At 72.0% G+C, this 19,083-nt stretch carries 20 protein-coding genes; 5 read left to right on the forward strand and 15 right to left on the reverse strand.

What is annotated here, in order from left to right:
• Nucleotides 1-24: 24 nt before the first annotated feature.
• The 6 genes from ACWGIH_RS30325 to ACWGIH_RS30350 form a co-directional block, all read right to left on the reverse strand.
• Nucleotides 25-1,899: an HEXXH motif domain-containing protein gene (locus tag ACWGIH_RS30325; protein WP_453448331.1), complete on the reverse strand. Its 1,875-nt coding sequence runs from the start codon at nucleotides 1,897-1,899 to the stop codon at nucleotides 25-27.
• 35 nt (nucleotides 1,900-1,934) lie between these two features.
• Complete coding sequence (locus tag ACWGIH_RS30330) at nucleotides 1,935-2,144, reverse strand: hypothetical protein (RefSeq protein ID WP_363209049.1); 210 nt, start codon at nucleotides 2,142-2,144, stop codon at nucleotides 1,935-1,937.
• Between the two features lie 79 nt (nucleotides 2,145-2,223).
• Nucleotides 2,224-3,294, reverse strand: a complete 1,071-nt coding sequence (locus ACWGIH_RS30335; protein ID WP_453448332.1) for an effector-associated domain 2-containing protein — start codon at nucleotides 3,292-3,294, stop codon at nucleotides 2,224-2,226.
• A gap of 11 nt (nucleotides 3,295-3,305) precedes the next feature.
• The gene (locus ACWGIH_RS30340) at nucleotides 3,306-3,632 is read right to left on the reverse strand and encodes a trypco2 family protein (RefSeq protein WP_453448333.1); all 327 of its coding nucleotides are present in this window, start codon (nucleotides 3,630-3,632) and stop codon (nucleotides 3,306-3,308) included.
• A 103-nt stretch (nucleotides 3,633-3,735) separates the two neighbouring features.
• On the reverse strand, nucleotides 3,736-4,143 hold the full coding sequence (locus ACWGIH_RS30345; protein ID WP_453448394.1) for a rodlin: 408 nt from the start codon (nucleotides 4,141-4,143) through the stop codon (nucleotides 3,736-3,738).
• A 111-nt stretch (nucleotides 4,144-4,254) separates the two neighbouring features.
• Complete coding sequence (locus ACWGIH_RS30350) at nucleotides 4,255-5,145, reverse strand: LCP family protein (protein WP_453448334.1); 891 nt, start codon at nucleotides 5,143-5,145, stop codon at nucleotides 4,255-4,257.
• A 378-nt stretch (nucleotides 5,146-5,523) separates the two neighbouring features.
• Here ACWGIH_RS30350 and ACWGIH_RS30355 point away from each other — a divergent pair, with 378 nt between their 5' ends.
• A complete protein-coding gene (locus ACWGIH_RS30355) occupies nucleotides 5,524-5,718 on the forward strand; it encodes a hypothetical protein (protein WP_453448335.1) in 195 nt (64 codons plus the stop codon).
• 67 nt (nucleotides 5,719-5,785) lie between these two features.
• Here ACWGIH_RS30355 and ACWGIH_RS30360 read toward each other — a convergent pair whose 3' ends face one another.
• Nucleotides 5,786-6,196: a rodlin gene (locus tag ACWGIH_RS30360; RefSeq protein ID WP_453448336.1), complete on the reverse strand. Its 411-nt coding sequence runs from the start codon at nucleotides 6,194-6,196 to the stop codon at nucleotides 5,786-5,788.
• 206 nt (nucleotides 6,197-6,402) lie between these two features.
• On the opposite strand from ACWGIH_RS30360, the gene ACWGIH_RS30365 reads away from it, so the two are divergent.
• The 3 genes from ACWGIH_RS30365 to ACWGIH_RS30375 all read left to right on the forward strand — a co-directional run bounded on the left by ACWGIH_RS30365 (nucleotide 6,403) and on the right by ACWGIH_RS30375 (nucleotide 8,247).
• Nucleotides 6,403-6,813, forward strand: a complete 411-nt coding sequence (locus ACWGIH_RS30365) for a rodlin (RefSeq protein WP_453448337.1) — start codon at nucleotides 6,403-6,405, stop codon at nucleotides 6,811-6,813.
• Nucleotides 6,814-7,022: 209 nt separating this feature from the next.
• Nucleotides 7,023-7,280, forward strand: coding sequence for a chaplin (locus ACWGIH_RS30370; protein WP_371527420.1), 258 nt, complete (start codon nucleotides 7,023-7,025; stop codon nucleotides 7,278-7,280).
• Nucleotides 7,281-7,380: 100 nt separating this feature from the next.
• Entirely contained in the window at nucleotides 7,381-8,247 is an 867-nt protein-coding gene (locus tag ACWGIH_RS30375; protein ID WP_453448338.1) for a chaplin family protein, read from the forward strand.
• A 291-nt stretch (nucleotides 8,248-8,538) separates the two neighbouring features.
• On the opposite strand, the gene ACWGIH_RS30380 is transcribed toward ACWGIH_RS30375, so the two are convergent.
• Nucleotides 8,539-9,807 (reverse strand): FAD-dependent oxidoreductase, encoded by a 1,269-nt coding sequence (locus tag ACWGIH_RS30380; protein WP_453448339.1) that lies wholly within the window; start codon nucleotides 9,805-9,807, stop codon nucleotides 8,539-8,541.
• Entirely contained in the window at nucleotides 9,800-11,080 is a 1,281-nt protein-coding gene (locus ACWGIH_RS30385) for a carboxylate--amine ligase (protein WP_453448340.1), read from the reverse strand. The genes ACWGIH_RS30380 and ACWGIH_RS30385 overlap by 8 nt, the downstream gene beginning before the upstream one ends.
• 129 nt (nucleotides 11,081-11,209) lie before the next feature.
• On the opposite strand from ACWGIH_RS30385, the gene ACWGIH_RS30390 reads away from it, so the two are divergent.
• Nucleotides 11,210-12,379: a glycoside hydrolase family 26 protein gene (locus ACWGIH_RS30390; protein ID WP_453448341.1), complete on the forward strand. Its 1,170-nt coding sequence runs from the start codon at nucleotides 11,210-11,212 to the stop codon at nucleotides 12,377-12,379.
• A gap of 20 nt (nucleotides 12,380-12,399) precedes the next feature.
• On the opposite strand, the gene ACWGIH_RS30395 is transcribed toward ACWGIH_RS30390, so the two are convergent.
• From ACWGIH_RS30395 to ACWGIH_RS30420, 6 genes are read right to left on the reverse strand one after another with little or no spacing between them, the layout of a single operon-like run.
• Nucleotides 12,400-13,530, reverse strand: coding sequence for a GNAT family N-acetyltransferase (locus tag ACWGIH_RS30395; protein WP_453448342.1), 1,131 nt, complete (start codon nucleotides 13,528-13,530; stop codon nucleotides 12,400-12,402).
• Nucleotides 13,527-14,186, reverse strand: coding sequence for a lipopolysaccharide biosynthesis protein (locus ACWGIH_RS30400; RefSeq protein ID WP_453448343.1), 660 nt, complete (start codon nucleotides 14,184-14,186; stop codon nucleotides 13,527-13,529). Before ACWGIH_RS30400 ends, ACWGIH_RS30395 begins: the two co-directional genes overlap by 4 nt.
• Nucleotides 14,186-15,346, reverse strand: a complete 1,161-nt coding sequence (locus tag ACWGIH_RS30405; RefSeq protein ID WP_453448344.1) for a glycosyltransferase — start codon at nucleotides 15,344-15,346, stop codon at nucleotides 14,186-14,188. The genes ACWGIH_RS30400 and ACWGIH_RS30405 overlap by 1 nt, the downstream gene beginning before the upstream one ends.
• Nucleotides 15,343-16,128 (reverse strand): polysaccharide deacetylase family protein, encoded by a 786-nt coding sequence (locus ACWGIH_RS30410; RefSeq protein ID WP_453448345.1) that lies wholly within the window; start codon nucleotides 16,126-16,128, stop codon nucleotides 15,343-15,345. Before ACWGIH_RS30410 ends, ACWGIH_RS30405 begins: the two co-directional genes overlap by 4 nt.
• Nucleotides 16,118-17,770 carry a murein biosynthesis integral membrane protein MurJ gene (gene murJ, locus ACWGIH_RS30415; RefSeq protein WP_453448346.1) on the reverse strand — a complete coding sequence of 551 codons (1,653 nt, stop codon included), beginning with the start codon at nucleotides 17,768-17,770 and terminating at the stop codon, nucleotides 16,118-16,120. The genes ACWGIH_RS30410 and murJ overlap by 11 nt, the downstream gene beginning before the upstream one ends.
• On the reverse strand, nucleotides 17,767-19,071 hold the full coding sequence (locus ACWGIH_RS30420) for an O-antigen ligase family protein (protein WP_453448395.1): 1,305 nt from the start codon (nucleotides 19,069-19,071) through the stop codon (nucleotides 17,767-17,769). Before ACWGIH_RS30420 ends, murJ begins: the two co-directional genes overlap by 4 nt.
• Between the last annotated feature and the right edge of the window lie 12 nt (nucleotides 19,072-19,083).

The following is a 19,083-nucleotide window of genomic DNA, read 5'->3' on the forward strand; positions in this document are numbered from 1 at the left end:
GTGGGGGTTCGCGCCCCCGCCGCGCTAGTCCAGGTCCGGCTCGCCCCGCCCCAGCCACCCGGCCAGCTCCACCGGATCGGCGGCCCGCCCCGTGGCGTGCTCCAGCGCGCTCTGTACGGCGCGGGCCCTTTCCGGGCGGTGGCGCAGGAGGCGGGCGGCATCCCGGTGTTCGGCGGCCCCGGCCAGCGCCCTGCCAAGACCCGCCCAGGCGGCGGACGCCGTCTCCTCGCCCGCGAGTTGGGTGAGGAAGGCGTCCCGCGCCCCGCTCAGGTCACCCCGCGCGAGCAGCAGGTCGGCGGGGCGGACACCCTCGATGTCACTCGGGTCGGCCGCCGGGGCGCCGAGGCGGTAGCGGGCCAGGACGGCGGCGGTGTCCAGGTAACGGGTGTCGGCGACCGGCGCGAGTTCGGGCCGCGCCGCGAGCGCGGCAGGAGGCCTCGCGTCCCCTCGCCGCCAGGCCCGTACGGCGTCCTCCACGGCCGCGGCCGGGGGTCGTAGGTGGTGGGCCCGCCAGCGGGCGCGGTGGTCGGCCGCCACCTCTTGTGCCAGCGCGAGTTCGGCGGGCGGCACCGGCTCGGCCAGCCACTTCTCGCACCTCTCGCGCAGCGCGCCGAGGAGTCGTCGCCCCAGGGCCGTCAGGCGGTCGTGGCTGTGGACGAGATCCACGGTGGACGACACCTGGGCGCGCCAGAGGGCGAACTCGAAGTGGGCCATGGGGGCGTACGCGGCGTCGGCGGCATGCCGGTGGACGGACCAGAACCGGGCCACGCCGGCGAAGGCGTAGATCCCCTGGAGCAGCCCGCCCAGCGGCCGCGGGTCGTCCCGCCAGGGGGCGTAGAAGAGCTGCTCCGGCGGGGCCGACGGCTCGCTCAGCGGCCCCAGGTGGATCAGGCCGCCCAGCTTGGTGTGCTGGAACTCGTGCACCAGGGTCGCGGCGAGCTGAGCCACGTCGTCCGGCCGCGACGCCATGACGCCGCCGAACGCGTCCCCTGCCGTGACGCTGTGCGGCCGGTATCTCTCCCTGGCCGGCGTGGGCGCGAGCGACATCAGCCCGACGCGCATCGCCTCCGCGCTCTCCGGCTCGTCGCGCCGCAGGATCTCCCACGCGTCGGTGAGCAGGTCCTGCCAGGTCCGCGCCTCCGCGGCGGAGAGGAAACGGGGCGGGCTGGGGTGCGGAAAGGTGCGGTAGGGGTCCGACTCGTCGAGCAGCAGGAGCTTCCCGGGGCCTGCCGGTTCCAGCTCCAGGCGGCGCACCGCGTGCCAGCCCGGCGCCCCGCGGGACCAGTCGGGCCCCGCCGTCACCGTCTCCCGCCCCGCGGTGATCCGCAGCCGCCCCTGCCGCGCGTCGATCCGGGCGGTGCCCCACGGCTCCGTGGCGTCCGCGAACTCCGCGCATCCCAGGGTGGGCAGCGGCACCCGGCCGTGGCGTACCGGAACGGTGAGGGAGAAGTCGAGGCCCGCCCTGGCGGCAGCGGCGGCGGCCAGGGCCGACAGGTGCCCCGCGACCACCCACAGGGGCGCGTCCTCGTAGGCCGCCGCGCCGCGCAGCCTGCGCAGGGCGAGCGACAGCCACATACCGGTGTGCGGGCACATCAAGGTGTCCTCGAACGCCCGGGGCGCGTGCTGCTGGGCGCGCGCGAGCAGCGTCCAGGCCGCTCGCTGCGACAGGGGGGCCGTCCCCGCGGGCTGCGGCGGGTCGCCCTCGCCCAGGCTGTCGGCGAGGGCCCGCACCAGCAGCAGACGGCGGCTGCGCTCGGCGGCGAGGAGTTCCTCCACCGCAGCGCCGCCGCCCTCGCCCCGCGCGAGAGCGAGGACGCTCTGCGCCGAGAGCCGGTGGAACGCCAGTCCTGTCGTCGCCGTGCGCCTGTCCGCCGTGGACGCTCCACGCCTATCCGACATGGGTGCCCCACCGCGCGGTGACGGCCGCGGCCTCGTCAGTCGAAGCGGGAGGGGCTGTACGACATGGTGACGGCGCGGGCGTCGTCGATGTGGCGCAGCAGGGGTTCGAGCGACCCCGCGATGGCACTGCCGTCCATGGAGAGCAGCGCTTCAAGAGAAACCCCCGAGAGATCTACGAGATCGGACTCGACGGCAGGCATCGATTGCTCCACGGCTGCCAAGTCCCCCTCCGTGATTCCGTGCATGCGCCATCCCTTTCCCCCTCATGATGACCCAGCACGGCACGCTGCGAAACCCCGCATCCGAGCCGTGCCCGACATCAAGTCAGCTGTATCGCTTGGCCAGTTGAGCTGCCTCACGGTCGACGACTGCCACTTCCGCGGACTGCCCCTCCAGGAGCCGGACGGTCTCCAGGAGCTGATCGAGTGTGCCCCCATAGCGGAGGCAGGTGTGGACGATGCCGTAAATGTCCATCCTGAGCCTGGCGTCCCTCGGCCGGTTCGCGGCGATCTCCCCGTCGATGCTGGCAAGCACCAGAGCCAGACTGCCCGGGTCCTTCAGGGACGGAACTTTCGTCAAGGCGTCGACCAGCGCCATGAGTTCACGCAAGGGCAGGTCAGGGGGGAGTTTCGCCAGGCTGGGGGGCGCCGTCGGCCCCTCCGGTTCCGCTGCGGGGGCGAGCTCTCCGGGCAGCGGCAGGCCCGCGTCCTCGTGCAGGCGTCGCAACTCGGCGAAGGACAGTGCGTCGTACCAGTGCTCCACCCTGCCCGCCGCGAGCCGCCCCAGGCCGTCCGAGCGGTGGTGGGCGCTGATCACACCGACGACGGCACCGCCGGACCAGACCACCGCGCCGGACATTCCCTCCCAGGGCGAGCGCTCCGGCTCGGGGTCCGCCCGTGGCGCGAGAACGGCCAGTTCGAGTGTGCCCTCACGGCGGTTGGACAGGACGGAGACGGTCCCGGAGACATGGCAGGAGTCGCGGTACTGGCTGGGGGCGCCGTCGTCCAGGAGGCGCATTCCGTCGTCCCGCAGCTTGAACCGGGGAAAGCCCATCGCGCTGGCGGTGAGCACCACGTCGGCCTCGGGCACGGCACCATAGCGCGGGCTCTCGACGACCGCACACCGCCCGGGCGGCTCGGTCGTGATCTCCAGGAGCGCCAGGTCCACCGCCTCGGCGAGCAGGACGACGCGTACGTCGGCGCTCCACTCCCCCGGCAGATCGGCGTCGAAGCGCACCCGCAAGGACGTCACCGGTCCCGCGACCACATGTGCGGCCGTCAGCACGGACCTGTCCCCCACGCGATATCCGGACCCGCGCCGTCCGGGCGCTCCCCCCGGCCTCTCCACCAGCACCTCGGCGACCCGCGCCGCCTCAAGACCCACTGCCGCCGGCATGGTGGCCGGGCTCAGCGTTCACGTGCGGTCCGGTCACCGCTGACCCAGGGCCGCTGATCGGTGTCGCGGACGCGGGGCTCCAGGCTGAGGGTGACGCGATGGGTGGTGCTGTGCGCCTGCTGGCCGGAGGCACCTGCCTCGACGACCCAGAAGCGGATCCTGCCGTCCGCACCGGCGGACCGCTGTACGGCGAACTCCGCCTCAAGCTGTACGGGACCCAGCTCGAAGCGCAGTGCTGCGCCCTCGGGGTCCTCGGGGTTCTCGGCGTCCTGCGCCGCGGCCATGGCGGCGGCGAGTTCCCCGCGTAACTGCGCGATCATCTCGGCGAGTTCAATCACGCCGAGCCTCTACCCCCGGCGTGTCGCCCCCACACCGTGGAGGCGACACGGCGAGAGCCGGAGGGGCCGGCCGGCACGACGACGGCCGGCCCCCGGGGCAGGATCAGCCGTTGCCGGTGCCGTTGCCGGACAGGACCGGGATGTCGGACAGGATGTGCGACAGCGGCTCGTCACCCTTGGCCTGGGTGGAGTTCTCGGTGCACTGCTGGTTCTGCGGCGCCGACAGGACCGGGATGTCCTGGACTCCGACGTTCACGAGCGCGACGAGCGACTGGACGTTCGCCTTGACCGGCACAGCGATGCAGGGCTTGTTCAGCGTGCCCTGGACGAGCGTGAGCTGGGGGCTCTGGTTGCCCTTGGTCGCGGAGTTGCCGAACGCCGTCTCGGCCCCGTTGCCGCTCAGGGACGTGGTGCCCTGGTCGTCACCGATCGCCATGGCATGGGGGGCCATGCCCGCCGAGATTCCGGCGACAGAGGCGGCAATGGCCGCGGATGCCCACAGCTTCTTCATTTTGATTCCCTTCAAGAGCGGGCTCCCTTGGCAGAGCCGCGTGATGATCAACTGCCTGACACGGCGATGGTTGCGACCTTCGACCCACCTGGCCTAGTAATCGGACGGCCGTCAACCGCAGTCCAGGGTGTCCCCGCGTACGCTCGCCGGGCTGCCGAACCGCGGTGGATCGCTCAGCCTGGCCTGCGAGCCGGGGGGTGTCAGGGGCTGGTCCCGCTTGAGGGCCGTGAAGACCTTGTCGGCCTCGGCGCGGTCCCACTGGAGCGAACCCTTCAGCGTCTCGCTGAAGCCCTTCACCGGCACCGTGGTGAACTCCATGGACGACGCCGGGAGTTGGCCGAGCTCTGTGGCGAGCCGCAGGATCTGCTCGGTGCTGAATCCCCGGTCGACCCGCGCCGCGCCGACCAGCGACCGCCCGAGCCGTGCCGACCTGACCGGGTCGGCCAGGACGTTCCCCGTACGTACGGCGCGCATCGCGGCGATCAGGAAGCGCTGCTGGCGCTGGATCCGCCCGAAGTCGGCGCTGTTGTCCACGTGCCGGGAGCGGACGTACTGCAGGGACCGGCCGCCGTTGAGCAGATGGCTGCCGGGGGCGAGGTCGAGCTTCGTCGTCTTGTCCTTGAGAGGGCGGGGCGTGCAGACCCGCACACCGCCCACCGTGTCGACGCTGTCCATGAAGCGCCGGAAGTCGAGCTGCAGATACCGGTCGACGCGGACGCCGGTCATCCCCTCGACCGTCCGCACCGACAGCGCCGGACCGCCCTGCGCGTAGGCGCCGTTGATCTTTCCCGGATGCGCGGGGCGCACCCGGCCCGTGGTCTTGTCACGGTGCGCCGGGATGTCGGCGTAGGAGTCCCTGGGGAGGCTGACGACGCTGACGCGGTCCCCCGCCTCGGAGACGTGCACCAGCATGAGCGTGTCCGTGCAGTCGCAGGCGACCCCGCCCGCGCGGTAATCCCGCTTCTCCTTGCGCGTGATGGTGTCGCGCCCGTCCGTTCCCATCAGGAGGATATTCGTACCGCTTCCCTCGTTCGGTCGATTCTTCATGTCGCTGAAGACATCGACGCGTTGGACAGGGAGCGGCAGCGCCGTGGCGTTTCCCATCGCAATGGTGGTGCCGATCAGAAGAGCCGCCGGAAGGGCGACCCGCAGTTTTCGCGTGCGCCGGGATCCGGTCGGTGAGTGGAAGTGAGTGCGCAAGCTGGACTCCGCTGCGGGGGAACCGGGACGACGAAACGGTAAACCGCTCTACGCCACTGCGGAGCACGAGAGTTCTCGGCACGCACGAACAACAACTCGTTCGCCCTAAGCTGTTCGGTTTCCCTGGATTCCACACCTGGAACAGATGGTCCGACACACGCCCGTCGATGGCGAGGGAACATGGCTGACTTCAAGCATCAATGGAAGCGGCAGGGCCTCATCCCGGTGAGCAGGAATTCTCCGGAAAGCCGCGTCGATGATCCCATCTTCAAGTCGCTGCAGGCTGCCTGGGAAAGGCAGGGAAAAACCGTACCGGGCCGCCCGGACCAGGAATGGCGAGCTCTGATGTCACGCGATCACTGGCCCAGGGGCTGAGAGCGCGGGCACGGAACGCGGCAGCGGGCCGCCGGTGAACGGCGGCCCGCTGTGCAATGCGTGGGGGTCAGCTGTTGCCCTTCCCGTTGCCCGAGAGCACCGGGATGTCGGACAGGATGTGCGACAGCGGCTCGTCGCCCTTGGCCTGCGTGGAGTTCTCGGTGCACTGCTGGTTCTGCGGCGCCGACAGGATCGGGATGTCCTGGACTCCGACGTTCACGAGCGCGACGATCGACTGCAGGTTCGCCTTGACCGGGAGACCGATGCAGGGCTTGTTCAGCGAGCCCTGGATGAGCGCCATCTGCGGGCTCATGTTGCCGTACGTGGCGGAGTTGCCGTACGCCTGCTGGGCGCCGTTGCCGCTGAGCGACGTGGTGCCGTGGTCGTCGCCGATGGCCAGCGCGGACGGAGCTGCGGCGGCGGACATGCCGACGACGGAGACGGCAACCGCGGCTGCAGCCATACCCTTCTTGATCACAACTAATTCCCTTCTGAAGAAACCCCGTTCGCCGGAGCGTGCTGATTAACTCCACGCACCGCCGTTAGTTGCTCCGATTCACTCCATTGGCCCAATACGGGGCGGGTACTGACCCCAACCGAGTGAAGCCCCGAAACTCAAACTCGTGCGGGCCGGTTGAGCAGCCCGCAGTGACTCGAGCTTCTGCCAGAAAAGGAACACACAAAATGATGAAGAAGGCTATGGCCACGGCGGCAGTTGCCGTTTCCGTCGTCGGTATGTCCGCTGCCGCGGCCCCGTCGGCACTGGCCATCGGTGACGACCACGGCACGACGTCCCTGAGCGGCAACGGCTCCAAGCAGGCGTACGGCAACTCCGCGACGCACGGCGACATGAGCCCCCAGCTCTCCCTCGTCCAGGGCTCGCTGAACAAGCCCTGTGTCGGTCTCCCGGTCAAGGCGAACCTGCAGTCGCTGGTCGCGCTCGTGAACGTCGGAGTCCAGGACATCCCGATCCTGTCGGCGCCGCAGAACCAGCAGTGCACCGAGAACTCCACGCAGGCCAAGGGCGACGAGCCGCTGTCGCACATCCTGAACGACATCCCGGTCCTGTCCGGGAACGGAGAGCTCAACGGCTGATCTGCCGGCGTGAGAACGCTCGGGCTGCCGGGCCTGTTTTTCAGGCCCGGCAGCCCGGGCTTCTTCATTTTTGCATGCGTTAATTCGGGTGAATTTCCCGATTGGTCGTAATCGGCGGTTTCTTCCGGGCCGTCAACTCGTTTGCAGGCTGCGGGTCATGGTGCGAGACGACTACGTGGTTCTCGCTCGGTTTCGACTGCCAGATCGGCATGACCACAGAGAAGGGAACATCTGTGAAGCACAAGAAGAGCGCGACGATCATTGCCGGTGTCGTGATGGCCATGAGCATGGCGGCTCCCGCGTTCGCCGACGCCGGCGCCGAGGGTGCGGCCGTCGGTTCCCCGGGTGTCCTCTCCGGCAACCTCGTCCAGGTCCCGGTCCACGTGCCGGTCAACCTGTGCGGCAACACCGTCGACGTGATCGCCCTGCTGAACCCGGCGTTCGGCAACACCTGCGCCAACACCTGAGGTAGCACCCAGCCACCTGGCTGTGACTCTCATGGCCGGCCTTGGACGTCGCTACCGACTCCAAGGCCGGCTTTCCACTTGCTCAGAGGAAGACAACTAGATGCGACAGGTCATTGGTAAAGGAATGCTCGCGACCGCGGCCGCGACCAGCATCCTCTCCCTGTCCGGCTCGAACGCGTACGCCGCGGGCGCGGACGGCGGCGCCACGGGTTCGCCCGGGATCTTGTCCGGGAACAGCGTGCAGGCCCCGGTGGAAGTACCGGTGAACGCCTGCGGCAACAGCGCGAACGCGGTCGGCGTGGGCAACCCGGCCATGGGCAACAGCTGCGGGAACTCCGGCGCCTCGCAGAGCCACGCCCACGCCCCGCACCGAGCGCCCGCACAGGAGCGCGCGGAGACCAGGACGGGCGGCGGGCACGGGCACGGCTACGGCGACGACGCCCCGGACGGCGGATCGCACTCGGGCACGCACGCGGGCACGCACTCGACGGCCCAGGGCGATGCCAGTCACTCGCCCGGCGTCCTGGCGGGCAACAACGTGCAGACGCCCGCCGACGTTCCGGTCAACGCCTGCGGCAACACCGTCGACGTGGTGGGTCTGCTCAACCCGGCCACTGGCAACGGCTGCGCCAACGGAGCGCCCGCGCCGACGTCCCCGGGGCACGAGACGCCTGCCTCGCCCGAGTCGCCTTCCACCCCCGAGACGCCTCCGCGGGCCGCCGAGCCGCCGGTCGACCGTGCCATGCCGCCCATGGACACCGTGCAGAGCGGCAAGCCGCCGCAGCACGTCGCGTCCTCGACCTCCCGGCAGTTGCCGTCGGGCGCTCAGGAGGCGTCGCACCCCGTCGCTCGGCTCGCCGAGACCGGAAGTGACCAGGACCTGCTCGCCGCAGCCGCCGCGAGCGCCGCGCTGCTGGTCGGCGGAGGGATCCTGTACCGCCGCGGCTTCGCCTCGTCGCGCCGCTGACGCCCTTCCGTCTCGGCGCCGCGGAGGTCCGTAGGAAGGACCCCGATCCGCCCGGACAAGCCGCTGGCGGGGAAGAGACACCCGAGGGTCTCTTCCCCGCCAGAACGGGAGGGGGGCCGGCCCGCGAAGGGCGTGTTGCCTACCCACGGCATGGAGCCGACGGCTGGCGGAGGGCAACCAGGCCCGTCCCATGTGACAGAGTCCACCACCTGATCGCCCGGGACGAAGAACCGATTCACCCGTTCGCCGACGGCATCACCTGATCGGGTCCCCGGGAGCCGGAGTTCCGGCTCAGCGCTTGACGGCGCCCAGGAGTGCCCGGCGGCCTCGCCCGCCGGCCGGCGCCGGGACGAGGGGCTCCAACGGGGCGCGCCGCAGGCTGCGTTGAACGCCCCGTACCAGCCGACCGGCCGTGAAAGAGGCGCCGTGCACGAAGCGCATGGCCGGGCCGAAGCTGGACGCCGTGACCAGACCCGCCAGGAACAGGCCGGGGTACGAGGACTCGAACTCCACGGAGGCGTACGGCTCTTCGGCGGCGTTCACCGCCAGGCCGCCGCGCAGGTCCGGGGCCAGCAGGCCGAGGCGAGCGCCGGTGGCCCTGAAGCCGGTGGCCGCGATGACGTGGTCCGTGTCGAAGTCCGGTCCTCCCCCGTTGCTCCCGACGGTCGAAAGGCGCACCCGGCCCGACGCGACCGACGCCGTGGCGACCTCGTGGTCGAGCAGCACCTCGACGCGTGACTCGACCCGGTCGCGCACCCACCAGGCCCCCGCCGGGCCGAGCGCGGACGCCGAGACGCGGGCGCGGGTGGCCTCGGGGAGCCGCCGGAAGCCGCCCGGCACCTCGGCGTAGAACCAGTTGCGCCATCCGCAGCCGAGGCCGCTGCGCGGGGCGCGGGCGGACTCCCGCCACGGGCGCTTCCAGGCGGGGGGCACGGTGTTCCAGTTCAGCCGGTGCGACCGGGCGAGCACCCGTACGCGCGTGCCCTGCTCCGCGAGGAGCGCGGCGGTCTCCAGGGCGGCCTGGCCGCCGCCGATCACGGTGACGTCGCGGCCGCGGAACTGGTCCAGGTCCCGGTGGTGGCTGCTGTGCGAGACGTGCCGCGCGCCGAGCCCGTGCAGCGCGGAGGGGATCTCGACGAAGGGGATCACTCCGACGGCCAGGGCCACCGTGCGGCTCCGGATGGTCTGGCCGTCGTCGGTGACCACCTCGAAGCCCCCGGGGCAGGCGGCGACCCTCGCCACCATGCGCTCGTCGACGTCCGGCACGGCGTGCTGGGCGAACCACAGGCCGTACGAGGCGAACGTCTCCACGGAGAGGGGTTCGCCGTGCCGGGCCCGTGTTCCGTTGCGCTCGCAGTAGGCGGCCAGGCCGTAGCGGTGCCGGGGGTCGGACAGGTTCGACGCCCAGGGTTCCGACTTCAAGAACATGCCCCGCGGCATGTGGTCGCGCCAGGACGCCATGGGTCTGCCGAAGACGCGTACGTCGAGTCCCGCGGCGGCGGCGTGCGAAGCGATGGAGAGCCCGTAGGGGTCCGCTCCGACAACCAACAGGTCATGCATCAGCGACTGCTCGCTCTCTCGTCGTCGGTACGGGCGCCGGCGGCGCGGCCGGAGTCGGGCGCACCGTCCGCCGCATCCGGCCCAGGAGCCGCCGCGTCACGTGCCGGCACCACAGCACCCACATGGCGCGGGCGGGGGCCATGTCGTCCTGGGCGTGCCAGGCGAACTCGCGGCGGTGTGACGCGGTGGCGGCGGGGCGGCCGGTCGCCGTCAGGACGCGCAGGGCGGCCAGCGGGGAGTAGTTCTCCACGACGAAGGAGCGGCCGGGCAGGGCGGCGGCGGTCGGCAGCGGCCGGTGTGTCATGTCCAGGTGCTGGGCGCGCACCACGTCCAGGTCGGTGCCGTCGGCGAAGAGCCGGAACTGGGCGCCGGGCCGCGGGTTGAAGTCGAGCAGGCAGTGCTCGCCGGTCGCGGAGTCCACCCGGAAGTCGAGGTCGAAGATGCCCCGGTAGCCCAGGGTGTCGACCAGTCTCTCCACGTCGGCCCGCAGGCCCGGGTCGGGCGTCCACTCGCCCACCGCCGTCAGGCCCGCCCTGCGCGGCCAGGAGCGGTGCTTGCGGCCGGAGCCGCCGCCGCGCACGGCCCCCGCGCGGTCGACGTATCCGTGGACGAACCAGTCGCGGCCGGGGGCGGCCGGCAGGAAGGCCTGCAGCAGCAGCCGGCTGCCCGCCTCCTCGCTGCGCCGGTAGAGCTCCCGGGCCTGCCCCGCCGACCGCACCAGGACCGTGCTGCGCAGATCCGTCCCGGTGGGGACCAGCCACGGGCGGCTCCACTTCGCCACTAGGGGGAGCCCCAACTGCCGTACGGCGGCGGCCGCCTGGGCCGGTGACTCCGGCAGGAGGGTCACCGGGTGCGGGATTCCCGCCGTGGCGCACACCTCGGTCAGCGTCGCCTTGTCGGCCACCCGCTCCGCGATTCCGCGGGCCTGGTCGGGCAGGAGATAGGTCTCCGCCAGTTCTCTTTGCAGCCGTCCGATCGCGAGGGCTCCCGCGTCGTCCATCGGAATCAGCACGGACGGCCTGGCGACCCGGTGGGAGATGCGGCGCAGGACGACGGCGATCTCCCGGAGCGACGCGCCCGGCGGCGGCGGAGGGTGCGTCTGGTGCAGATAGCGGGATCTGCGCACCGGGCTTTCCGCGGAATCCGCGGCCGCCACATGCACCTCCACTCCGGCGCGGCCCAAGGACCGGACGGCTCCGAGTGTGCCGTGATGAAAAGGGTTCGGGTCGATCCGCAGCAGAACCGCGGGTACCCGGGTGTCGAGAGTGAGCACGGCCAAATTCTCTCAATTCCATCCCCCATGCGGGCGATGGGCACGCCCAGAGGATTAGGGGCTCGATTGGCGCAATAGAAATACATATGACTGAGTGTCAGTGGATGAGGAGCAGCGTGAGGAGCGACCATGGCCGCGCAGAGACCCCGGACCCCCCGTAGACGACTGGTGTTCACCGCCACCGGAATCGTCGTGTCAGCAGCGCTCGCCGTCGGATCCGGGCACGCGTGGGGCGCCGGCCAGGACCCCGATCCGTCGGCCTCCCCGCCCGTCTCGAAGCCCGTCTCGAAGCCCGCGTTCGGGGCCTACCTCACCTACGGGCCGCAGGGCGTGGAGCGCATGACCGAGCTCAGCGAATGGCTGGGCGGGGCCGAGCTGAGCGTCGGGCACACCTACCTGCCGGGTGACCGGTGGAGCAACATCGAGGGGGCGCCGAACTTCCTGGAGAGCTGGGCCGAGTGGCGGCGGGAGAAGGACGACCGGCTCTTCGTGCTCAACGTCCCCATGATGGAGCGCAACGAGGAACGCGTCGGCGACTGGGAAGTCCGTTCACTGCTCCAGCGGGGCGCCGCGGGCGAGTTCGACCGGCATTACCGCGCGCTCGCGGAGCGGCTCGTGAAGCTCGACATCCCGGACACCGTGGTGGTGCTCGGCTGGGAGATGAACGGCACCACGTACACCCATCGGTGCGGCCCCGACCCGGAATCCTGGAAGAAGTACTGGAAGCGCATCGTCACGACGATGCGTTCGGTGCCGGGCCAGAAGTTCAAGTTCGACTTCACGCCGAACAGGGGCCGGGACGCCATTCCCTGGACGCAGTGTTATCCGGGTGACGACGTCGTGGACATCGTCGGCATGGACTCGTACGACCAGCCGACGGGCACCGATTTCGCCGAGCAGGTCAGCGAGCCGTACGGCCTGAAGGAGCACGTGGAATTCGCGAAGGCTCACGGCAAGGAGATCTCCTACCCGGAGTGGGGCCTATTCCGTAACGGCGACAACGAGGAGTACATGCGGAAAATGCTCGCCTGGATGGACGAGCACAAACCGCTGTACAACACCGTCACCGACTACTGCCCGCACGGCGTGTGGCAGTGCGAGGACAATCCCAAGTCGTCCAAGGCGTACCGCTCGCTGCTCTTCGGCCGCACGGACACCGGGCCGACCACCCCGGAGCCGACGCAGCCCACCAAGCCCACGCAGCCGCCGAACTGTTCGCCGCTGAACCTGGGCGACTGGGTCGAGCACTGGCTGGGCGGGAAGCTGTGCATGCGCCTGGACTGGTACAAGCGGTCGTAAGCGGGTTCGCCCGGGACCGCTCAGGATTTCTCCGGGCGCTCCCGGTGTTCCCGGAGTTCCCGGCGTTTGCGCAGGATCTCCTTGCCCCGGCTGCGGGCCGCCGCCTCCCATGCGGCGGCCCGCAGCACGGGGGCGGTGCGCCGGCGGGCGAGGAGCAGCCGGTGGTTGGTGGCTTCCTCGGGGCGCCAGTGGCGCTTGTACGGTTCGTTGCCGCGCAGGAGGCTGAGCACCCGGCTCCGCTCACCCTCGGCATGCTGCGTGCAGGCGTTCAGGAGCATCGTCGCCACGTCCACCTTCCGCTCACGGAGCCGCGGGTGCGCCCCGTACAGATAGCCGCCGACGAGATGGGGCGAGAGGAGCGTCAGATCGGCCGCCACCACGTCGTCGTCGAGCCGGAACTCGGTGACGACCGCGTCGCCCGACCTGACCATGAGCCCCACCGACCTGATGAGGTGCTCGGAGAACCGGGGCTGGAGATGCTCGGACGTCACCTTGCGGTCCTGCCACTGGAGCTGGTGCAGACGCAGGAGCGTGCGCACCGACGCGTCCACCTCGTCGTGGCGTACGACCCGTCGCTGGACGCCGAGCGCGTCCAGCTTGCGGATCTTGGCGCGCGCCCGCTGGGCCCGCGGGGCGGGCAGCCGCCCGAGCAGTTCCTCCATCGACGTGGTGGGCAGCTCCAGGCAGAGCGAGTCCGTGAGGCGGAGCCGGGGCCCGCGCCAGCGTTCGTAGATGCGCTCCACCGCGGCTCCGGAGCGGACCTCGCGGAAGTCGATCAGGGCGCCGCGGGCCAGCTTCGACAGGCCGTCGGCCAGCGCGTCCGCGGCCTGGTCGGCGATCGTGTCGTCGATCAGCACGTCGGTGAAGTCGGAGATCGCGCCGCCGAGCGGCACGAGCGCCGGAAGCGGGAGGTACGCGCGCATCAGCGGCGCCGCGGCGACGAGCTCGCCGTCCCTGCGCACGAGGACCACGCGCAGCCGTCCGCGCCTGCCGTAGGAGAGCCACCACGAGTGCAGCCACGCGTGGCTCTGGAAGGGCGTCGCCGTCCGGCACGTGCGGTGCAGCCGGGCCCACGCCGACGCGAGGCTTCCGAACTCCGCTTCGTCCGTGCAGAGTTCGACCGTCAGGGCATTGCCCGCCACCCCTGTCACCTCTCCCGGTCGATGTCGGCGGACTGTGCGGGGCCCGGTACCGCGGCGGACGGGGTGTCCTCGCCGCGGCGTGGCCGCACCAGGAGGGCGAGCCCGCCGAGCAGACCTCCCGCACACGCGCCGACCAGGGCGGTCATGGGCGCCGACGCCGATGCGGGGGCCTCGGGTTTCACCGCCCGGGAGAGCTGCAGGAGACGTACCCGCGTGCTGTCCTTGGTGTGGTTCGCGTTGTTGGTCAGGGAGCGCGAGACCGCGTTGGCGATGTCGGCCGCCTTGCCCGGCTTGGCCGCCGTCGCCGAGATGGAGATCATCGGGGCGTCGGGCGAGGTGGCGGCCCGCACGCTCTCGCGCAGCGCCTGCGGCGAGACGCCCGATTCCACCTGGGCGTCGCCGAGCACCGCGAGCTGGGTGGCGACGCGGCCGTACGCGGTGGCGAAGCCCAGCGCGGCGGTGGGGTCGGAGTCCTTCTGCGGGACGGCGATCACGTAGCTGGTGGCGGTGTACTCGGGTGTCGCGACCGCGCCGTACAGACCGCCGGTGAGGGCGCCGAGCGCGGCCCCCGCGGGCAGGAGCCACCACGCGGGCAGTCGCTTCACGCGGGCCAGCATCAGGGCCGGGTCGGCCGGGCGGTACCGCCTGCTGAGGGTATCGGTCATCAGGAACTCACTCTCGGGGTCGAGCCGGAGGCAGCTGCCTCGTAGACGTGCATCAGCTGTGCGGCGCTGCGGGTGATGCTGTAGTGCTGCGCTGCCTCCGGGGCGAGGCGCGGCCGTTGCCCCGCCGACCTGGCCCGCAGCAGCGCCCCCGCGAAGGAGTCCGGGTCGCCGGTCACGCGCTCGGCGCCGGTGGCGGCGTCCGGCGGGAGGTCCTCGACGGCGGGGCAGCGGACGTAGACCACTGGCAGACCGGCGGCGAGGCCCTCCACGACGGCGAGGCCGAAGGCCTCCTCGGGGGACGGCGACGCGAGGACGTCCATGGCGGCGAGGAACGCCGGGAGTCCGGTCACCTCTTCGGTGTCCGCCCCGGACCCGGCTCCGGTCGCCGACAGGTAGGGCTGCTCCCCGACGAACAACACCCGCTCGCTGACGCCCAGTTGATGAGCCAGGGCGCGCAGAGCCGCTTCCTCGGGGCCGCCGCCGACCAGGAGCACGCGAACGTCCTGGGGCAGCGCGGCCAGGGCACGCAGCAGGACGTCGAAACGCTTGCCGGGGGCCAGCCTGCCGACGCCGCCGACGACGAACGCCTCGTCCGGGAGCCCCAGTCGGCGGCGTACGGCGACCCTGGCGCGGGGGTCGAAGCGGAACCGGTCGGCGTCGATGCCGTTCGGCACGACATGGATGCGCTGCCGGGGCACCCCCCACCGGCTGAGCCGCTCGGCGACGGACGGGGAGACCGCCACCGTGGCCCGCCCCAGGCGCTCGCCGGTCAGGTACAGCGCACGGACGCCCGCGGTCAGCGGCCGTCCCTCCATCTGCGAGTCGCCCAGGGAGTGTTCGGTGGCCACGACGGCACGCGTCCCCGCGAGGCGGGCGGCGATCCGCCCGTAGAGGCAGGCGCGGAACAGGTGGGTGTGCACGAGATCGTAGCCGCCGCCACGGATGACCTTCACCAGGCGCGGCACGGCACCCAGGTCGCGGTTGCCTGACATGCCCAGGTGGATGACGCGCACCCCGTCGGCCGCCAGACCCTCGGCGACCGGGCCGGGGTTGGTGAGGGTCACGACGTCGCACTCGGTCGGCAAGTGGCGCAGCAGCAGGCGCAGTTGCTGTTCGGCTCCGCCGACTCCCAGGCCGGTGATGATGTGCAGGGCCCTCATTCGGTCACCGCCGGTTCGCGGACCGCACGGCGGCGCAGCCGGTTCAGCCGCAGCTTCAGCTGGAGCCGCAGGGCGGTGTCCTCCTGCCCGATGTGGACGCGCGGCAAGGCGTGCATCCCGGTCAGGGCGCCGGGGGAGATCGCACAGGCGTAGCGGTAACCGGCGGCTCGTACGGTGTCGACCACGCGCTGGTCGACGGTGCCGTACGGGTAGCAGAAGCCCTCCACCTCGCGTCCGATGATGTCGGACAGCGCGACCCGGCTGCCGCTGGTCTCCTGCCACAGCAGCCGGTCGTCCGCCTGGGTGAGGTCGACGTGCGTCAGGCCGTGCGAGGCGACCTCCATCCCCTCGGCGGCGGCGACGCGGATGCCCGCCGCGTCGAGCAGCGGTTTGCGCGGGCCCAGCGGGTCCCACGCGTTGTCGCCCGCGAGGCGGCCGGGGAGCACGAAGACGGTGGCGTCGAAGTCGTAGTGGTGCAGGAGCGGCAGGGCGTTGGCGACGAAGTCGGTGTATCCGTCGTCGAAGGTGAGGCCGACCAGACCGCGCCCCTCGCCGCGGGCGCGCGCCGTGAGGAGCCGGGACATGCTCACCCCGCGCAGGCCCTGGCGCCGCAGCCAGCGCAGTTGGGCCGCGAGGCGTTCGGGCGTGACGGTGATCTTGTAGGGGTCGTCCGCGCAGGTGTCCACGGAGTGGTACATCGCCACCCACATCGGCGCTTGTGGCAGCCGGCGCCGCGTACGCCGTGAACGGGGGGTCTCACCGAGTGCTGTGTCAACGGACATGCGTGAGCTTTCGTGTGGCGGATGTGACGGAGCGGATGACGGGCTCGACGGCTTGGGACTTCAGGATCCAGAGCACCAGGACGAACACGGCGGACACGGTCGACGCACCGACGGCGAAGGCGGCGAACGGGGAGTCCAGGGCGCTCGCGACGGCGCCGCCCGCCCCGGTGGCGCACACCGCCGCGGCCACGGGCTTGGCCAGCTCGCGAAGGACCCCGCGGACCCGGATCGGCACATTGCGCGGGCCCATCCCGCACAGCAGCACGCAGGCCGCGATGCTGATGCCCGCCGCGTTGGCGAGCGCGATGCCGCGTACGCCCCACACGTCCACCGCCCAGCTGCCCGCCCCGGCGGTCGCGGCGACCCCGATCGCCATCGCGGCCAGCGGGAACCACGTGGCCCGCCCGCCGGAGAAGTACGAGCGGACGAGCGCCCCCACCAGCGTGTGGCCGAGGAGCCCCAGGGCGTAGACGCGCATCACGGCCGCCGTGGCGTCGGTGTCGTCGGCGGTGAACGCGCCTCGCTGGAAGAGGAGTTGGATGAGCTGGGGCGCGCAGGCGATCACCACGGCGGTGCCGAGGAGCACCACGCAGCCGGCCAGGCCCAGGTCCCGCTCGACGCGTGATCTCGCGCGCTTGACGTCTCCTTCGGCCAGCGCCCGCGCGACGACGGGGAGCGTGACCGTGCACAGCATCAGGGAGAGGATCATCGGCACCTGCGCCACTTTTTGCGCGTAGTTGAGGTGCGAGATGGCTCCCGAGGGCAGCGAGGACGCCAGGAAGCGCTCGATGAGCACCTGCGACTGCCGGCACAGCGCGAAAAGGAGCACGGTGGCGACTACGGTGCGGCCCATCAGCGCCGGACCCGAGGAGTCCGCCGCGCTCTCGTTCGGCGCGTCCGCCGTGTCGCGGGTGAGCTGCCGCCAGAGCGAGGGGGCCTGGACGAGCACCATGAGTACGCCGCCGGCCGCGACGCCCAGCGCTGCTGCCCGGACGCCGTGGCGGGGGGCGAGGACGAACACGGCGGTGATGATGCCGATGTTGTAGAAGACGTAGATGGCGGCGGGCGCCACGAACCGGCGGTGGGCGCGCAGGGCCGCGCTGCAGTATCCGGCGAGGCCGAAGGTGAAGACGCAGGTGGCGGTGAGCAGCGTGCAGTCCACGGCGAGGCGCGGGTCGGGCAGCCCCGGCGCGAGGACCTCCACCAGGACCGGCGCCCCGGCCATCAGGATCAGCGCGACCGCCCCGGAGGCCAGCATCAGCCGGGGCAGCGACGCGGCGACAAGGGCGCGGACCGGATCGCGGCGCGCGCCCCGGCCCCGGCGGGCGAGCGCCATGCTGAAGGCGGGGACGAGGGCGAAGGCCAGGCCGTCCTCGATGAGCAGGGTGGTGGCCACCTCGGGGACGGTCCACGCGACGAGGAAGGCGTCGGTCTCGGGGCCCGCCCCGAAGAAGTGGGCCAGCGCCTGGTCGCGTACGAGGCCGAGCACCGATCCGGCCACCGTGAGGGCCGCGGTGATCAGGGCGGCCTTGGCGAGGAACCCGTTGGACGGGTCGGAGCCCCTGGCGGGCCCGGCCTCGGTGGCCGGAGCGGGCACCTTGCCCGCCGGTTCCGCGTCCACGGAGTGGGTGGTGGAGGTCATCGCGGCACCTCCCCCGGCATCGGGGCGGCCAGCGCGCGGCCGGACAGCGCCCACCAGGCGGCGAGCCCGAGGACCACGGCCATGAGGACCGTCGAGGGACCGCCGATGTCGGCGTACGAGAAGTCCACGAGCTGCCACGCCAGCAGCCCGCACGCGACGAGCGCGCAGTCCGCGCCCGCGCTCCCGCGCACCCGGACCAGCCGCCGCAGGCCGAGCAGCAGGAAGGCCGCCCAACTGCCCACCAGCGCGCACAGGCCGAGCAGCCCCTGCTCGCCGAGGACGAGCAAGTACATGTTGTGCGGGGAGAGCAGCGGCTGGCGGCTGAACTTCGCGCCCGCGCCCGCCGTGTCGCTCGCGGAGGAGAGGGCCAGCGAGGCGTGACTGTCGCGGTGGTCGGGGAAGGCCTTGAGCCCCACGCCCGTCACCGGCTCGGCACGCCACATGTCCACCGCCGCGGCCCACATGGTGTACCGGTCGGTGACCGACTGGTCGGGGGCGTCGGAAACCTGCGTGATGCTGGTGACGCGCTCCTGCAGCATCTGGGTGCCGATGCCGAATCCGCCCACGAGGACCACGGCCGCGGCAGCCAGCGCCGTGAGCGCCCGCAGCGCGTTCCGTACGCCCGCGAGCCCCAGCTGGGCGCCGCAGGCCACGACGGTGGCGATCCAGGCGCCGCGGCTGAAGGAGAGCGCGAGCGGAACGGTCAGGAGCAGCGCGCACGCCAGCGCCACCTGACGCTGCCTCGGCGAGGCCGGGCCGAGCGCGAGGGCGACCGCGCACACCACCCCGTACGACACCACGGTCGACATTCCCATGACGTCCGTCGCGCCGAAGGTCCCCACGGCCCGGACGTCCGAACCCATGTAGCTGGCGCCCGTGCCCGTGACGTACTGATAGACGCCGAGCGAGCCCTGGAACAGGGCGAGGCCGATGAGGGACCAGGCCACCAGGCGGAAGTCGCGGCGGTCGCGTACGAGCAGCAGGACCGCGGCCGGCACGAGGACGAAGACCTGCAGATAGCGCGCCAGGCCGGTCATCCCCGCGGTCGCGGTGCTCGCGCCGACCGCCGCGACCGCGATGCCGACCACCGGCATGCCGAGCACGACGGCGGCGGTCCGGGTCAGCGGCCGCCGCGCCCCGCGCACGGTGCGGGCCACGCACCAGAGCACCACCAGGGCGGAGGCCGCGTCAGCGATGGTGCCCCCGCCGGTGCCGCCCTCGCTCGGCGGCACCGGCAGCGCGAGCAGGGCGACCACGGCCATGACGGGCAGCACGGGACCGGCGCTCCGGAGCGCCGACATCAAGGCGGCGGC

It is taken from the genome of Streptomyces sp. NPDC054872 (assembly GCF_053610705.1).